The sequence below is a fragment of the Chroococcidiopsis sp. [FACHB-1243] genome, assembly GCF_014696895.1.
Lineage (GTDB): Bacteria > Cyanobacteriota > Cyanobacteriia > Cyanobacteriales > Chroococcidiopsidaceae > Chroococcidiopsis.
In genome coordinates, this window is sequence record NZ_JACJQX010000045.1 from 1 (window position 1) to 12,799 (window position 12,799).

General features: G+C 45.0%; 20 protein-coding genes and 2 pseudogenes. 10 read left to right on the plus strand and 12 right to left on the minus strand.

From position 1 onward, the window contains the following. The coding region (locus tag H6G17_RS26215) for a hypothetical protein (protein WP_192161514.1) at positions 1–702 on the plus strand (702 nt) is incomplete at its 5' end. Between the two features lie 250 nt (positions 703–952). On the opposite strand, the gene H6G17_RS26220 is transcribed toward H6G17_RS26215, so the two are convergent. After that, positions 953–1,456: an isoprenylcysteine carboxylmethyltransferase family protein gene (locus H6G17_RS26220; protein ID WP_192161515.1), complete on the minus strand. Its 504-nt coding sequence runs from the start codon at positions 1,454–1,456 to the stop codon at positions 953–955. A 105-nt stretch (positions 1,457–1,561) separates the two neighbouring features. Continuing rightward, the gene (locus H6G17_RS26225; RefSeq protein ID WP_192161516.1) at positions 1,562–2,140 is read right to left on the minus strand and encodes a Uma2 family endonuclease; all 579 of its coding nucleotides are present in this window, start codon (positions 2,138–2,140) and stop codon (positions 1,562–1,564) included. Positions 2,141–2,580: 440 nt separating this feature from the next. Here H6G17_RS26225 and H6G17_RS26230 point away from each other — a divergent pair, with 440 nt between their 5' ends. The 4 genes from H6G17_RS26230 (at position 2,581) to H6G17_RS26245 (ending at position 5,992) form a co-directional block, all read left to right on the plus strand. After that, positions 2,581–2,757 (plus strand): hypothetical protein, encoded by a 177-nt coding sequence (locus H6G17_RS26230; RefSeq protein WP_192161517.1) that lies wholly within the window; start codon positions 2,581–2,583, stop codon positions 2,755–2,757. A 90-nt stretch (positions 2,758–2,847) separates the two neighbouring features. Then, positions 2,848–3,474, plus strand: a complete 627-nt coding sequence (locus H6G17_RS26235) for a siphovirus Gp157 family protein (RefSeq protein ID WP_192161518.1) — start codon at positions 2,848–2,850, stop codon at positions 3,472–3,474. 200 nt (positions 3,475–3,674) lie between these two features. Further along, positions 3,675–5,345 carry an ATP-binding protein gene (locus tag H6G17_RS26240; RefSeq protein WP_192161519.1) on the plus strand — a complete coding sequence of 557 codons (1,671 nt, stop codon included), beginning with the start codon at positions 3,675–3,677 and terminating at the stop codon, positions 5,343–5,345. A 95-nt stretch (positions 5,346–5,440) separates the two neighbouring features. After that, a complete protein-coding gene (locus H6G17_RS26245; RefSeq protein ID WP_192161520.1) occupies positions 5,441–5,992 on the plus strand; it encodes a DUF192 domain-containing protein in 552 nt (183 codons plus the stop codon). Between the two features lie 2 nt (positions 5,993–5,994). Here H6G17_RS26245 and H6G17_RS34275 read toward each other — a convergent pair whose 3' ends face one another. From H6G17_RS34275 to H6G17_RS26250, 3 genes and pseudogenes are all read right to left on the minus strand, one after another. Further along, positions 5,995–6,123: a hypothetical protein gene (locus tag H6G17_RS34275; RefSeq protein WP_277876087.1), complete on the minus strand. Its 129-nt coding sequence runs from the start codon at positions 6,121–6,123 to the stop codon at positions 5,995–5,997. A gap of 249 nt (positions 6,124–6,372) precedes the next feature. Continuing rightward, positions 6,373–6,617 (minus strand): annotated as a pseudogene (locus tag H6G17_RS34825) (DUF6653 family protein); the annotation flags it as partial. A 55-nt stretch (positions 6,618–6,672) separates the two neighbouring features. Continuing rightward, positions 6,673–6,831, minus strand: coding sequence for a hypothetical protein (locus H6G17_RS26250; protein WP_192161521.1), 159 nt, complete (start codon positions 6,829–6,831; stop codon positions 6,673–6,675). 258 nt (positions 6,832–7,089) lie between these two features. Between H6G17_RS26250 and H6G17_RS26255 the strand changes: the two genes are divergently transcribed. Both H6G17_RS26255 and H6G17_RS26260 read left to right on the plus strand, forming a co-directional pair. Beyond that, positions 7,090–7,608 (plus strand): pyridoxamine 5'-phosphate oxidase family protein, encoded by a 519-nt coding sequence (locus H6G17_RS26255; RefSeq protein ID WP_192161522.1) that lies wholly within the window; start codon positions 7,090–7,092, stop codon positions 7,606–7,608. 17 nt (positions 7,609–7,625) lie between these two features. Then, the gene (locus H6G17_RS26260) at positions 7,626–7,772 is read left to right on the plus strand and encodes a hypothetical protein (protein ID WP_192161523.1); all 147 of its coding nucleotides are present in this window, start codon (positions 7,626–7,628) and stop codon (positions 7,770–7,772) included. 101 nt (positions 7,773–7,873) lie between these two features. Here H6G17_RS26260 and H6G17_RS26265 read toward each other — a convergent pair whose 3' ends face one another. The 4 genes from H6G17_RS26265 to H6G17_RS26280 form a co-directional block, all read right to left on the minus strand. Further along, positions 7,874–8,713 (minus strand): methyltransferase domain-containing protein, encoded by an 840-nt coding sequence (locus H6G17_RS26265; RefSeq protein ID WP_242038605.1) that lies wholly within the window; start codon positions 8,711–8,713, stop codon positions 7,874–7,876. Positions 8,714–8,838: 125 nt separating this feature from the next. After that, entirely contained in the window at positions 8,839–9,903 is a 1,065-nt protein-coding gene (locus tag H6G17_RS26270) for an NmrA/HSCARG family protein (RefSeq protein WP_199317010.1), read from the minus strand. Beyond that, on the minus strand, positions 9,900–10,052 hold the full coding sequence (locus H6G17_RS26275) for a hypothetical protein (protein ID WP_192161524.1): 153 nt from the start codon (positions 10,050–10,052) through the stop codon (positions 9,900–9,902). Before H6G17_RS26275 ends, H6G17_RS26270 begins: the two co-directional genes overlap by 4 nt. 60 nt (positions 10,053–10,112) lie before the next feature. Continuing rightward, positions 10,113–10,493 (minus strand): hypothetical protein, encoded by a 381-nt coding sequence (locus H6G17_RS26280; protein ID WP_192161525.1) that lies wholly within the window; start codon positions 10,491–10,493, stop codon positions 10,113–10,115. Between H6G17_RS26280 and H6G17_RS34830 the strand changes: the two are divergent. Continuing rightward, positions 10,400–10,627, plus strand: a pseudogene (locus H6G17_RS34830) (alpha/beta hydrolase); the annotation flags it as partial. The gene H6G17_RS26280 and the pseudogene H6G17_RS34830 sit on opposite strands and share 94 nt — an antisense overlap. Before the next feature lie 385 nt (positions 10,628–11,012). Here the strand turns inward: H6G17_RS34830 and H6G17_RS32855 are convergent. Together H6G17_RS32855 and H6G17_RS26295 are read right to left on the minus strand one after the other, a co-directional pair. Then, positions 11,013–11,159: a hypothetical protein gene (locus H6G17_RS32855; RefSeq protein ID WP_199317011.1), complete on the minus strand. Its 147-nt coding sequence runs from the start codon at positions 11,157–11,159 to the stop codon at positions 11,013–11,015. 69 nt (positions 11,160–11,228) lie between these two features. Then, entirely contained in the window at positions 11,229–11,603 is a 375-nt protein-coding gene (locus H6G17_RS26295) for a four-helix bundle copper-binding protein (RefSeq protein WP_192161526.1), read from the minus strand. Positions 11,604–12,004: 401 nt separating this feature from the next. Between H6G17_RS26295 and H6G17_RS26300 the strand changes: the two genes are divergently transcribed. Beyond that, entirely contained in the window at positions 12,005–12,310 is a 306-nt protein-coding gene (locus H6G17_RS26300) for a 2Fe-2S iron-sulfur cluster-binding protein (protein WP_192161527.1), read from the plus strand. Between the two features lie 33 nt (positions 12,311–12,343). Continuing rightward, on the plus strand, positions 12,344–12,478 hold the full coding sequence (locus tag H6G17_RS34280; protein ID WP_277876088.1) for a hypothetical protein: 135 nt from the start codon (positions 12,344–12,346) through the stop codon (positions 12,476–12,478). Between the two features lie 42 nt (positions 12,479–12,520). Here H6G17_RS34280 and H6G17_RS26305 read toward each other — a convergent pair whose 3' ends face one another. Next, positions 12,521–12,679, minus strand: coding sequence for a hypothetical protein (locus tag H6G17_RS26305; RefSeq protein WP_192161528.1), 159 nt, complete (start codon positions 12,677–12,679; stop codon positions 12,521–12,523). Positions 12,680–12,799: the final 120 nt, after the last annotated feature.

Sequence of the window (12,799 nt, forward strand, 5' to 3'; positions counted from 1 at the left end):
CTTAAACAGTTGCGCGATCTCCGTCTGTACCGAAGTACGCACAAGACATTTGAAGAATACGCCAAGGATAGATTTGGATATAATCGCGCTCATGCCTATCGCTTGATTAACGCTGCCGCAGTTTTGGAGAATTTATCTCCCCTTGACCGACAAGAAGAAATGTCTCCAAATTGGAGACAAAAAATGCCTGTCTCGGAAAGTCAGTGCCGAGAATTAGCTAAACTGCCCGCACAACGACAACCGAAAGCATGGGAGCAAGTCCTATCTATCTGTGGAGACAAGGCACCTACAGCTCAAATTGTCAAAACTGTAGTCGAGCGGATGAAAGAAAAACAATTATTTCCAGCCAGGGATTTTTGTGCGGTGGGAGATGTATTTACCTTGACTCGGCTCCAAAGTCGCGAGCGCAAATACAATGGCTATCCTTGTGTTGCACTGGTGCTAAAAGACTTTACCATCGAAGTTGATGTTTATGATGGAACTCTCATAGTGAAACCAGAAAACCTCAAACCCATCGATGACCCTGATGTTTGTCGCCAGCTTCCTACTATTCTCCAGCGGATTAAGCGAGTGCGGGATACAGACTTGCTCGATCGGGGTGCTTACTATGTTTTAGACGGCTTGGGACGGCAGACCTATTTGACTGACTTTGAGGAAAAGTTATTAAGCTTGTTGGAGCAAGAACATGGGATCGATTCTTAAGGGTAGCCATTTTTAGTATGTGTGTACTAATTCAGTTTCAATTGTAATGAAACGTAACAGTCATTAGATCCAGTTTCCAAGTCCTCTCAGTTGCCATACTGCTAATGACCGAAGCTGAGTTGAGGAAAACTAAAAACACAACGATTGACTCGTTAGTAGACTGTTAAAAATAAAAATGCGATCGCGTACAAGTACAGCAGCGATGAGATGTGCGCTCCTGCGCGTCAGCTCCATGTCCTTGTTCGGCTGCCTACAGCCAGCGACGAACAGAAGCCTTATAGGGCAAGTAGTCCGACGGGAAACGGCTCTCCAGGTAGTGTTCCTCTCGCGGGATGACCACGAACGACATCAGCGCCACCGCTGGTATGAGGGTAACTAGTAGCCAGAGACTGTTGACCCAGAATGCGACACCGAGCTGGAGCAGTGAGAAAGACAGATAGATGGGATTGCGGCTGTATCGATAGGGACCCGTGTGTACGATCGTGGTGGTGGGACGATTGCCCGGAACGGGCGTGCCAGCGGTCCGAAACGTGCTCACAGCCCAGAGGAACAGCACGACAGCGACCAGCACTGTAGTGCCCCCGAGTGGTCCGTTCACGGCAAGAGACACTAGCGGCACTGACCAGACGAAATGCAGCAACAGACCAAGGGCGATCGCGCCCAGGTAGACAAAAGGCGGTCGCACGATCCCAGAGTTAGCGACTTCCGGCATCATGCTTGTCTCCACCTTATCGCTGCGATCGTCGCTTGCCATATGAAGCTCCTCCAAGTCCAAGAACGTTCACCTTGAGCTGCCGCTCAGCCGCGAATGCCATACAAAATGGAACTAACCCTTGCGCTTATCTGAAGATGTCGTGGATTAGATGAGAGGATCTGCTACAGGATTGCAGCCGCCGAACAATAATTGTACTGAAATTACAACGTTAGGAAATGCTATTGGACTAATCTCTCCCTCTATGAAAGTTTCTTCTAACGTGTAGTCACCCTCGCAAGGTGTGCGAAACACTTTGAGCTGTCGATGCTTCAAGTCCACAATCCAGTATTCTTGAATCTCTGCTGTAGCGTAAGTTTTTCGCTTGGCATCTAAATCTTTGTTGAGGCTAGTGTTAGCATACTCAATCAGCCAAAAAATATCTTCAGCGTAGGGATGATGTTGTCGGTAAGTTTGCCCAAGGGGTCTAACAATAGCAAGATCTGGTTCGGGTTCTGAGTCGTTGGGCAATGTAACGGGATGACCTTCGCGCACTTGAGCGCGATCGCCTAAAAGATCCCTTAAATATTTGCCGACTTCATCCCCAAGATAGGTGTGTTCTGAACCCTCTGGAGACATTTCAACGATCTCTCCGTTCAATAACTCAACGTGACGACCTTCTAAAAGACCGACTTCGATCATGCAATGATAGTCTTCTAGCGTCCATTTAGCAGTAGTCACAGTCATATCACGTCTTTCCAAGCCAAAGAATTATTATGGCATTGCTACTTAAGTAACTAATATTTTCTATCCCTGATTCTTAGTTTAACTGGAAAGGCTCTTTAAAGCAGGGTGAGACATACTGCAATATGTCAAGCGGTTGCCTCTTGCATCTGCCCGCTTGCATTAAGGAGAGCTTGTTTAGCGGTCACGGCAGTTGCTTCTAGCACAAATTTGAGTGCTATCTGTGCTTAAAAGCTTCGCCCTTCTGCACCAAGTATCTCGAAAATGGTAAGTTGCAAGTTCTTAATTTTAACTAACTCACAAACAGACATTTATAAATAAGGCGTGACAAAATTATGCTCCTAAATTTGTTAATATCTCCTCAACTACTACCAACACTTCAGAAACAACGTACAAGTGCTTTGCACCTGTTGCACTGATGTTAATTTTCGTGCAGTGCGACTATGACAACACAGCCATCCATTTCTGAGGAAACACACAAAACTCAGACGGTGACTAATTCACCAGCAGAACAAGAAACACAAACTACATCCACTGAAGAAACCGTTCGCTTGGAAATAGAAGCGAAACAGGCGCTAGAGCGGCACGATTACTATCACCTTGCCTACAGCCAATACTAAAAGTTTGTCCATCAGCATCTACAAAGATTTCCGATAAGCGTCACCGCATATTCGTTACGGACAAAGCAATAAAACTAGTTGAGAAAAACTGTGCAAGATAAGACAATTAATTCAGACTTAGTAAACACAAAACTAAAAGATATTACCGCGCGATCGCTGCGAGAGCTATCTCTAGAAGCAGCTTTGTTGTGGAACCAGATAGAAGACGCTTCAGAGTCAGGAGCTGAAAACGTCGAAAACTTAGTCAAACAACTGTGGCAAGTCCAAGAAGCAACTGAGTCTAAGATTGACAGCATTGCTTGGATAGTAGATTATCTAAAAATTGAAATTGATACTGCCAAAAAACGCCTGGATGCAGTTATAGAACTGCACGAACAATTCATTGCTAAGAAGGAAGCCCAGTTAGCAGGTATCAAGCAGGGATTGCTATGGTTGCACGCTCAAGGATTAATTCCAAAACGCAATATCGGTAAAGAAAGAGAAATTGAAATTAGAGATAACAATCCTAAAGTTATACCTAAAGTAGCCGCCGATTGTCCAGAACTACCAGATGAATTTCGAGTGCAAGAATTAAAATCTAGGTTAGACCTTCAAGCTATTCTTGATGCTCATAAATCTGGTAGAGATATCAGCAGCTTTGCTGACATTCAAATTGGGAAACAAGTACGGTTTAAGTTTCAATCCTCTCGCGCTAAAGTCAAACACTCTCAAAGTTAGAGATCTAAAACTTCCCCTCACAGTTAGGGGAAGTTATACTTTATGTAACCAGAATAGGTAGTGTTGCTATGGCATTGACTTTTTCTATAGCATTCTTCTGATGTAAGTGTAGCAAAAAGATCGGAAACTTGTTAGATGCCTATATTGCACTAGGTAATTTAGGATTTTAATAAAATTACAATAATTAATCTTGACCTTATATGCAATCGAATATATTCCACGCCCTCGAAAAGCATATCCTCAACAATAATCCAATTGTTGCTTGCGAATCACCATTTCAGGAACGGCTACGCTTTTTCTTGGGTGTCGCTCAAATTTGTCACAAACTAGGTAAAAGCTGCTATTTGTGGAATTTGGGAGAAAGTGCAATTAAGAAAGTTAGTATTGCTGTTGAAGGAAATCTAGCTTTTCAAGATTTTGATACTTCTAAGCCTATTATGACTGGGCAAAACAGAGAAGCATATGCAAATGTTTTTTATTTTTGGCAAACGCAGTTAGAAAATGGAATATTAATCGTTGAAAACATTTATCCTTGGCTGCGATCGGAGAATGAGGCGAAACAGACAGAATTTTTATTGATGTCAGAATGGCTCAAATCTTCTTTATTAAACCTAAAGCTTTACAACGATAGAGCAAAGAAAACTCTATTACTGTTAGGAGATTCCGCTAGCCTTTCTAAAGACATGGTAGGAGAAATTCCCCTAATTTCTCATGAGTTACCTGAGATAGGCGAGATGATCGGCGTACTGAGGCATAGCCAAATACTTCCAGTCGGTTTAGAAGATAAAGACTGGTCAGAGATTGCTAGAGCAGGTATAGGATTGTACGCATCAGATATAATACGTGGTTTAGCATCTTTAAAGAAAGAATTCAACGTAGAGTTGGCTGCAAGTGCTGGAGAACAAATTGTCAAACAAGCAACTAAACAACTACTCGAATATAAAATAGATTTATTTAACAAACTTTATAATGTCGAGTTCGTACCACCTCCAAAAGTCAAGCTTGGAGGATTGGAACTGATGCAAGAAGCATTTCAAAAGTTCAAGGTCTTGCTATCGCCAGCAGCTAAACAGTATAACTTGAGAGTGCCAAAGGGTGTGATGTTTGTCGGTCCGCCAGGAACTGGTAAATCTCATGCAGCAAAAGTTTGCGCTCAAATTATGGGAGTACCGCTAGTCCTAGTTGATTGGGGAAATTTTAGAAGTGAGGGCGATCGCGCCGAAGCTAAGTTGCAAAAGTTATTGAAGCTTGCCGATCGCCTCAACCAAATCGTTGTCTATTTTGACGACCTAGATAAGGGATTTGCTGGAGACGACGACCTATCGAGACGGCTGGCAGGTCAACTGTTGACTTGGATGCAAGAGCGCACGAGTGATGTGGTAGTCATTGCCAGCGTCAACCGCATGGAATGGTTGCCCCCAGAACTCACCCGCGCTGGCAGATTTGACTACATCTACAAAGTAGACTTGCCCAACAACGGCGAACGCCACGCTATTTTCAAACTGCACGCTGCCCGATTCGATTACCGCTTCCACAATGGTGGCGATCCCTTTACTGAAGCCGAGTGGCGACGACTGCTCAAAGCTACAAATAGATGCGTGGGTGCAGAGATCCAGACGATTGTAGAAAGAGCGGCAGCCACGACTTTCTACGAAATGCTAGCTGGTGGCGAAATCGATCGGAATTGTCAACCTCAACTGAAGCTTACGGTTGAAGCACTGTTGAACGAGCGCAAGCAGATGAATCCTTTGGCGATTAGGGAAGCAGACAGAGTAGAGTCTATGCGTAACAAAGCAGATATCCAAGGACTTCCTTCTTCTCCCATTGACGACAGTATTTATGCCAATGGCAATGTTGAGATTTTTGGATAGAACCCATTCCTCAGCACTTATTCTCCATGCATTGCTAGTAGCCGTAGGAATGCTACAGGGCGCGATCGTGATTTGCTTCTCAATCTTTAAACGCTATGAAAGAAAACTCTGCTGCTAGCCAAAGCTCCAGCCAGGTACGCAAATGCAGCACCGATGAAATTTACCTGAAAATTCTCAACTGTATTGGATCAGTTGCAGGTATTCTCGTTGCTGTCGTTCCCGTTGCCCTTGCCTTGATTCCTCCCCCAGCACAACAACTACCCATCGAAGCTCACCTGGCGATGCCAGCGCGAAAGATCGAACTTGAAGTGGCACGAACGCCAGAACAAGTGGCGGCTGGTTTGAGGTCTCGCTCTTCCCTGCCGCTAGATCGCGGAATGCTTTTTGTGGTGAATAAACCCAAAATAGTCAAACTGTGGATGAAAGATGTATTAGTACCACTGGATATCATCTTCATTCGGAATGATATAGTTGCGTCCTTAGTCAAAAATGCCCCTCCCTGCCCGCGATGGAAGAGTTGTCCTATTTACGATTCAGTTAAACCAGTCAGCTATGTCCTAGAGTTACCAGCAGGCAGTGCTAGTAGACTTGGTATACAACCAGGTAGAAAACTGGATGTTGAGTTTACCAAAGTGATTTTGTCATGATGCTAGGCAGAGGTGCTGGGGGAAGATTCGGATTGGATTTCCCTTGCTCCCTCTCCCTCCGAAGCGCGATCGCCGCACTGTCGATGCTCGCCCCTGTAGACGCTGCTAGCTCCAGCTTCGGCAAAGCGCATGAGAGTCAACCCCTACTGGTATCTAATCCATCAAAGGGCAGAGCATATTATTTCAATGGGTGACTAGATATTCGATTGCAGCAAATTATTTATTGAGTTAACAATTGACGTAAAACTTCCATGCAATAGGGAACGGAGTGCTTTAGATGCAGACGGGCGATCGCTCCTCGTTCCAAACCCATTCCGTCTAGAACCACACCATTCAGTACTGTTATGCATCGGATCGTAAAACAAGGGTTAACAGGTTGCAGCTTTTGAAGCCCAGTTATTAGTTGAGGCGGGTTTGGGAAAAATGCGTGGGTTCAACCATGTCCAAAGAATGATTACAGCAACCGAGATGAGTGCCCACCAACCCAGCCAGACGCGACTCCAGACTGCTAGAATCAGGAGCGGCAAGACTGTGACCGCGTCCACACACTCCAGGGATTAGCATAACGTGCCCAAGTGGAGTCACTCATACTAAATGCTTCTGCTATCTTCTGCTCAAACGTCATTGAAAAACTCCGACTTGAATGTGTCACGCCGCATCAGGAAAGCAATTATAGGCTTTTACCTTCTAAGTTTAGCGATCGCAAATCCAATCGCTGTCTCGATTGCTAAACCAACTCCCACCCATAAAATTAGATCGTCCAATATCACTCTAAGAGCCGCTCCGATTGACATTTCAAGAGCAACACCCACACCAAGATCGCGTTGTGAACTTCTCATAAGTTGCGAAAAACTACCCAATAACGCCTGAATTCAACTTCTGGTTAGTTGTGCAATAGACTTTCTGCGTGAATACTTTATCTGTCACGTTGAGCGAAGCGAAATATCTCCTCGATTCCTCACTACACTGCGTAACGTTTACGAATGACATACAGATTTTTTGATTTGTATAGGAGGTCTATTAAACCTAACTGTAGATAGAATTCACTCAGTGCATGGCATGTTAATTATGGTCGTGTAGCTTAAAACGATAAAGTAATGACAGACAGTCAAGATCGCAACGTCAAAAAACTGCGAGAATTACTGAGAGATATTAAATTTGCCATGCTGACAACAGTTGAAGACGATGGCAGCTTACGCAGTCGTCCCATGGCGACTCAGGAACAAGATTTTGATGGCAACCTTTGGTTTTTTAGTAACTCCAACGCACCCAAAGTTCAAGAAGTCGAACACCATCAACGAGTAAACTTGAGCTACGCTCAACCAGACAAACAAAAGTATATTTCCGTATCAGGTACGGCTCAACTCGTGCGCGATCGCCAGAAGATCGAGGAACTTTGGAATCCTACATACAAATCTTGGTTTCCTCAAGGATTAGACGATCCTAACCTGGCACTGCTCAAAGTCAGCGTCGATAAAGCCGAGTATTGGGATTCTCCTTCCAGTCAAGTTGTGCGTCTTGTTGGCTTTTTGAAGTCAGTAGTTACGGGAGAACCAATCGGTAATTTAGGCACGAATGAGAAGGTTGAAGCTCCATTGACTCAGCCAAAAAGTTGAGAATTTAAGGATTAGATATGGTGACAGCTAACCCCAAACCAGAGCCAACAACTGTACCCGAACCAGATCCAGAACCAATTCCCTCGCCGGAGTCCACCCCAGAAGAACCAGATTCTGAACCGGATGTCATACCAGAACTCGATCCCGTACCTGCTCCCTCCTAACAGCATGAGTTAGCACGGCATATTCCTTGCAGTAGCGAAATACTGTAGAGATGTTGCAGGCAACGTCTCTACAGTGGTTATGTAATACAGTTTGACTTAATTCAGCAGTAACTATTTTTCCGAGCTGTGACAAAAAAGGCAATAATATCGTTCCATAACCCTTTGTCTGTAGATAAAGAATTTATTTCTGCGATGTATTCTGCTTTGAGTTGCGCTGATTTTTCTGGTGGAAGTTGGAAGACTTGACAGCCAAAAGCACTATTGGCATTTGCATTCCATGCTAGTTCTGCATCGTTAAGATAAAAGCCAAGCTGTTTTGTCACGACTTGAATATCTTTAAAACCAGCCGTTTGTAGTAAATATTTGCACTTCTTTGGAGTCCCTAGAGGCTGGTTGGGGTTAGTAATAGAGATACCATATGCCTTTGCTTTGTCGCGAAATAAGACAGATGCAGTGTGTGCCATTTCAGCAAAACAGGAAAATCCTACTAGTCCACCTGGTTTAAGGAAGTGGTACCATTGGTAAAAGCAAGCAGGCACGGTAAGATATGCGATCGCCGACGAACACAAGACAGCATCAAAACTGTTATCGCTAAAGTCTAAATCGTCTGCATCTGCTTCTATCAGTTCGACATTTTGCAACTTTTCGGCGACGCTCTTTTGCCGTGCTTGCGCCAACATGCCTGTGGAGAAGTCTACTCCTACCACAGCACCATCATTACCAACGATTTTAGCAGCAGCGGTCGCGACTATTCCCGTGCCAGTTGCTACATCTAAAATCTTCTGTCTCGGTTGTAGTTGAGCTAACTCTACTAGAGGGAGAGCAAAACGATAGCGCCAGTCATTATCGTAATTATTTCTGGAATTGAAGTCGGCAATGACTCGCTGTTTGTATTCGTTCATCACTGCTTTGGCATTGACTCGATCGGTAGAAGTTTTCAAAATCCGAAATTCCCACAATGATGAATAGATAGCAATCGCGTTATGGATAGTGGAGTTTGAGCATTTTGAAAAAGGCGATCGCACCCGTTTTTACCAAAAGCCGACAAGAATTTATCGTTGTCATTTCACACTTTTGACTCTACATCGGATGCGCTTTTGGCTGGTTTTGCCCAACCGCGATCGCGCAAATAGGATTCAAAGTCGGTCGGTGCAGAAAAATCGCGTTTCAACTGAGCCAAATCCGCTGCGTATCCGACGTTCTCAAACCAGTGATACATGATGGTCATTTCTTCTCCGGCTTGCTGCTCAAACGCTTCAAACGGAATTTGTTGGTATTGAACGGTTTTTCCCAAAACGCGGCTGAACGCAGCAGCGATTTCCGTCATGGTCATGTCCACACTGGCAACTTCAATTTCGCGGTTCGAGAAATCTGCGCTCCGCGAGAACACCTCGGCAACCATTTCCCCGTAGTCTTCTTCAGAAAGTTGCTGCAATTTTGTTTCGGAACCCAGCGGCTGGGGAAGCGTTCCCTTCTCGATCGTCGGGCGCATCGCGTTGTAATTGTAAAAGAAGAAAACCGGACGCAGGATCGTGTAGGGCAAGCCGCTGGCGCGAATGTATTCTTCAATTTGAAACTTACTATCAAAATGCGGAACGCCAGTGTTGCGTTCTGCACTCCCCACCGAACTATAGACGAAATGCTGAATAGCTGCCACTTTCGCCGCGTCTGCGATAGCCTTGCCTTCACGGATTTCAGCGTCCAATCCATCTTGGAAGGTTTGCACCGAAAAAACGCCCCTAGCACCTTGCAGCGCCCGATCGAGGGAAGCGCGATCGCTGAGATCTCCTTGTACGAGTTCTGCACCCGCTTGTTTAAGTGCTTGAGCGGCAGGCTTATTTGGATCGCGCACCAAGGCACGAACCTTAAAATTTCCGCGCTGTAACAGATGATGCGCTACCGCACCGCCTTGGTTGCCAGTCGCACCAGTGACGAGAATTGTTTGATTTGAATTTTCCATTTTTATCTTCCTTGTAACGCTCAACTTCCACAGGCGCATTGCATCGTCCACGTCTGTAACCATTGGGTCTTTTTGAAACTGGAATTGCCACAACGATCCAGCAATTATCAGCATTCTCAGCTTAGTTTCGCTACAATATTTGTACTTCTGTCCAGAGAGACAAATTGTCATTTCAATAAGTGTGTCGTGCCTCCAATCCCAGCGAACATCACCCAAAATCCATTCATTAAGCTATCGGACAAGCGTTTAAGTTGAGGCGATCGCGTTTTTAGCTGTATAATGGCAAAGGTCAGCCGCAAGCAGCTTTTCGGACTCAACATCCAATTTTTACGAGTGGTGTGCAACGGGATTGTTATCTTGCTGTTGCTTCACTTTCATGACTACTCGAAGTCTGTCACAACACCAACATACTCTTCTGGAAGTGGAAGATTAAAGTATTGCTGCAATAGTCGAACGTTATGAATGTCTTTTGCTTGGGGCTTGTATCCTGTGTAACATAGCATCTGAGCTTCAGGTGTGATGCAAGAAATCACATTACCGTCGATTGTACCCTGTCCAGCCAAGCTATTTTGTGGATAGTGAAAAGGCGTACCATCTTGCAGGGCTTGAATGAACTGCCCGCTACTATCCTGTTGTACGGTGTGAAAGTCAACACTACGACAGTCCCAAATACCAAGCCTATCTGCGCGAACACCAGCCGCCGACACTGATTGTCTGGGGTCATCAGGATGGCTATATGCCTGAAGGCGCGGCGCGAGCATATCTCAGAGATCTACCTGACGCTGAACTTCATATCTTGAACGGTGGACACTGGTTGCTGGAGACACACTTAACAGAAGTTATTGCTCTTGTTCGAGACTTTCTAAGTCGTATCGACAAATGTAAAAATTCCTAAGCGCAGAAAGCTGCCGCACGACTTATTTTTAGACTGAAAGTTTCTATCTAAAGTCCCTGATTCGGGCAATTAGACAGAAATTAATCTGCTTAAAATCCCAAACATAGATGATTAGGCTGAAATAGGTCTGTCTAAGATCCCAAAACCAGCGATTAGACAGACGCAATTGGGCATAATACTCTCGCACAGTGTGGCTAGGCTGATAGCTAATCAACGGTATTTACTACACGTATCGCCTTCCATGCGATCGTCAACCCCTCTTCGATAGGAATCACATCAGCGTGCAGGCGAGAATCATCGTGCTAACGCGTCCCTCGCAATTAGTCGTCCGTTGGTTGCGATCGCGATCCAACATCAACCCACACTACTTTAAGCCTTAGCAAACTTACTCTCGCACAAATGGTGTATTCTCCCCAATGCCACCGCCAAATACAATAGTACAAGCGTGCCGAGAATCGTTCGCCGTTACTCTATCTAACGCCGCCAGGTAAGCCCCGATGTACTTGCGAATGCGATAGCAAAAAACTTCCATCGCCAGCCGCACCCGCTCAAAAGACCCAGCAATCCTGACTTCTTGTTAAGCCATTCCTCAACCTGTTGATTACACCTCTGCTGTTGCCATAGACATCTCCCGACACGATTCTGCACAACGACGGCAGGCTTCCGCACAGGCTTGCATCTGAGCATCATTAGCGAAACGCTGGCAATCCATCGCACACATATTGCATACTTCTGCACAGACACCACACGTCCGCATATGCAATGCAGAGTTCCGCAGCATGAAATTGGCGCTAGTCTGGCAAATCTCAGCGCAATCCAACATCAGTGCAATATGAGCGACTTCTGCGTGTTGTCCACCTTGCTGAAGACAGTAAGTCACAGTATTCAGACAAACGCTATGACAGTCCGAACAGTTCTGGATACACTGTTGCATATCTTGGCTAATCTGGTGTAGATGCATATTATCATCAGCCATAATTTTTATCTCCTTGCGTCACTGCCTCATTGCTAAAGAAATAGTTGACTTTTCACCTCTAGCTAAGGTTAGGTTTTAGAGATCGCTTACTTTTATTAAATGACCGATCAAGTATGAAGGCTAAAAGTTTTTTTGAGTACAAAGCGGACGGTCAACAGGAATTTTTATTCACAACCAGCAATCCTTTTTATGTCTCAGCCATGAGTTATAGAAAAAATCCATCTTAAGAAAGGATTGATCGGTCGGAGCGGCTACTTCCAATCAAAGCTTACTTCAGGTAGAGAAGAAGTTTAAATTATCGAGCTAGCCTTTTCATAGAACGAAAAGTATCTAATAATTTCAACATTGATGGAATATCCAGCAAGGGTTGAATGTTGTTGCTCCACTACGAGGTTTGAGTCATGTCAACTTACAAAATCCGGCTCATGAATGAAGCTGAGGGAATTGACCAGACAGTAGACGTTCCAGAAGATGCCTATATTCTCGAAACAGCTGAAACTGACGGTGGGTTGGAGTTGCCATATTCCTGTCGTCAAGGGGTTTGCTCGACGTGTACCGGAAAGTTGGTCGAGGGTTCGGTTGACCAATCAGAAGGATCTTACCTTGATGACGACAAAATTGCTGAAGGCTATGTCCTGATTTGCATTGCTCACCCAACCTCTGACTGCACGATTACGACTCATAAAGAGGAAGAAGTGGCGGCGTAGTCAGAGTCAATTTTTGGTGGGAGCCATAAATGAATGATGGAAGTTCCAAACGAGCTGATGAATAAAGTTTTGAGTTACTTGCTGCAACAAGCAGATGAAGGTGACACAGAAGCGGAAGAACTGCTCGACGAGTTGAATGAGTTGGTCAACCTTCAGAGGAAACATTGAAGTCTACAAGGTAAATCGTCATGCGTAGCTTTCGATTAGGTTCTATCCATACTCTAAGACAGGATTCACGCGATCGCTGCTAACCAATTCTGCTACCGATGCAACCAATTTTGCTGGTTCTACAGGTGCCGCCAGGACTTGCTGTTGGTTGAAGTCTCCAGCAGCGTAGGCAGTAAGCGCGACCGCGCTTAATTTGCCCACCCCGATCGGGTGGTAGAGTTCTTATTTGCTGCACTAGCATGTAGCCGTCCGTGTCTGGCATCCCAATTAAGTGCCGAGCGATCGCAAGCCCTAACCTCTTGCCTTAACCGAAAAGTATTG

Excerpts from the sequence above, each read along its gene's own strand:
- H6G17_RS26220 (WP_192161515.1), bottom strand. The coding sequence starts at position 1,456 with ATGGCAAGCGACGATCGCAGCGATAAGGTGGAGACAAGCATGATGCCG.
- H6G17_RS26225 (WP_192161516.1), bottom strand. The coding sequence starts at position 2,140 with ATGACTGTGACTACTGCTAAATGGACGCTAGAAGACTATCATTGCATG.
- H6G17_RS26230 (WP_192161517.1), top strand. The coding sequence starts at position 2,581 with ATGACAACACAGCCATCCATTTCTGAGGAAACACACAAAACTCAGACG.
- H6G17_RS26240 (WP_192161519.1), top strand. The coding sequence starts at position 3,675 with ATGCAATCGAATATATTCCACGCCCTCGAAAAGCATATCCTCAACAAT.
- H6G17_RS26245 (WP_192161520.1), top strand. The coding sequence starts at position 5,441 with ATGAAAGAAAACTCTGCTGCTAGCCAAAGCTCCAGCCAGGTACGCAAA.
- H6G17_RS34275 (WP_277876087.1), bottom strand. The coding sequence starts at position 6,123 with ATGCGCTTTGCCGAAGCTGGAGCTAGCAGCGTCTACAGGGGCGAGCAT.
- H6G17_RS26250 (WP_192161521.1), bottom strand. The coding sequence starts at position 6,831 with ATGAGAAGTTCACAACGCGATCTTGGTGTGGGTGTTGCTCTTGAAATG.
- H6G17_RS26255 (WP_192161522.1), top strand. The coding sequence starts at position 7,090 with ATGACAGACAGTCAAGATCGCAACGTCAAAAAACTGCGAGAATTACTG.
- H6G17_RS26260 (WP_192161523.1), top strand. The coding sequence starts at position 7,626 with ATGGTGACAGCTAACCCCAAACCAGAGCCAACAACTGTACCCGAACCA.
- H6G17_RS26270 (WP_199317010.1), bottom strand. The coding sequence starts at position 9,903 with ATGACAATTTGTCTCTCTGGACAGAAGTACAAATATTGTAGCGAAACT.
- H6G17_RS26275 (WP_192161524.1), bottom strand. The coding sequence starts at position 10,052 with ATGTTGAGTCCGAAAAGCTGCTTGCGGCTGACCTTTGCCATTATACAG.
- H6G17_RS26280 (WP_192161525.1), bottom strand. The coding sequence starts at position 10,493 with ATGCTCGCGCCGCGCCTTCAGGCATATAGCCATCCTGATGACCCCAGA.
- H6G17_RS32855 (WP_199317011.1), bottom strand. The coding sequence starts at position 11,159 with ATGGAAGTTTTTTGCTATCGCATTCGCAAGTACATCGGGGCTTACCTG.
- H6G17_RS26295 (WP_192161526.1), bottom strand. The coding sequence starts at position 11,603 with ATGGCTGATGATAATATGCATCTACACCAGATTAGCCAAGATATGCAA.
- H6G17_RS26300 (WP_192161527.1), top strand. The coding sequence starts at position 12,005 with ATGTCAACTTACAAAATCCGGCTCATGAATGAAGCTGAGGGAATTGAC.
- H6G17_RS34280 (WP_277876088.1), top strand. The coding sequence starts at position 12,344 with ATGATGGAAGTTCCAAACGAGCTGATGAATAAAGTTTTGAGTTACTTG.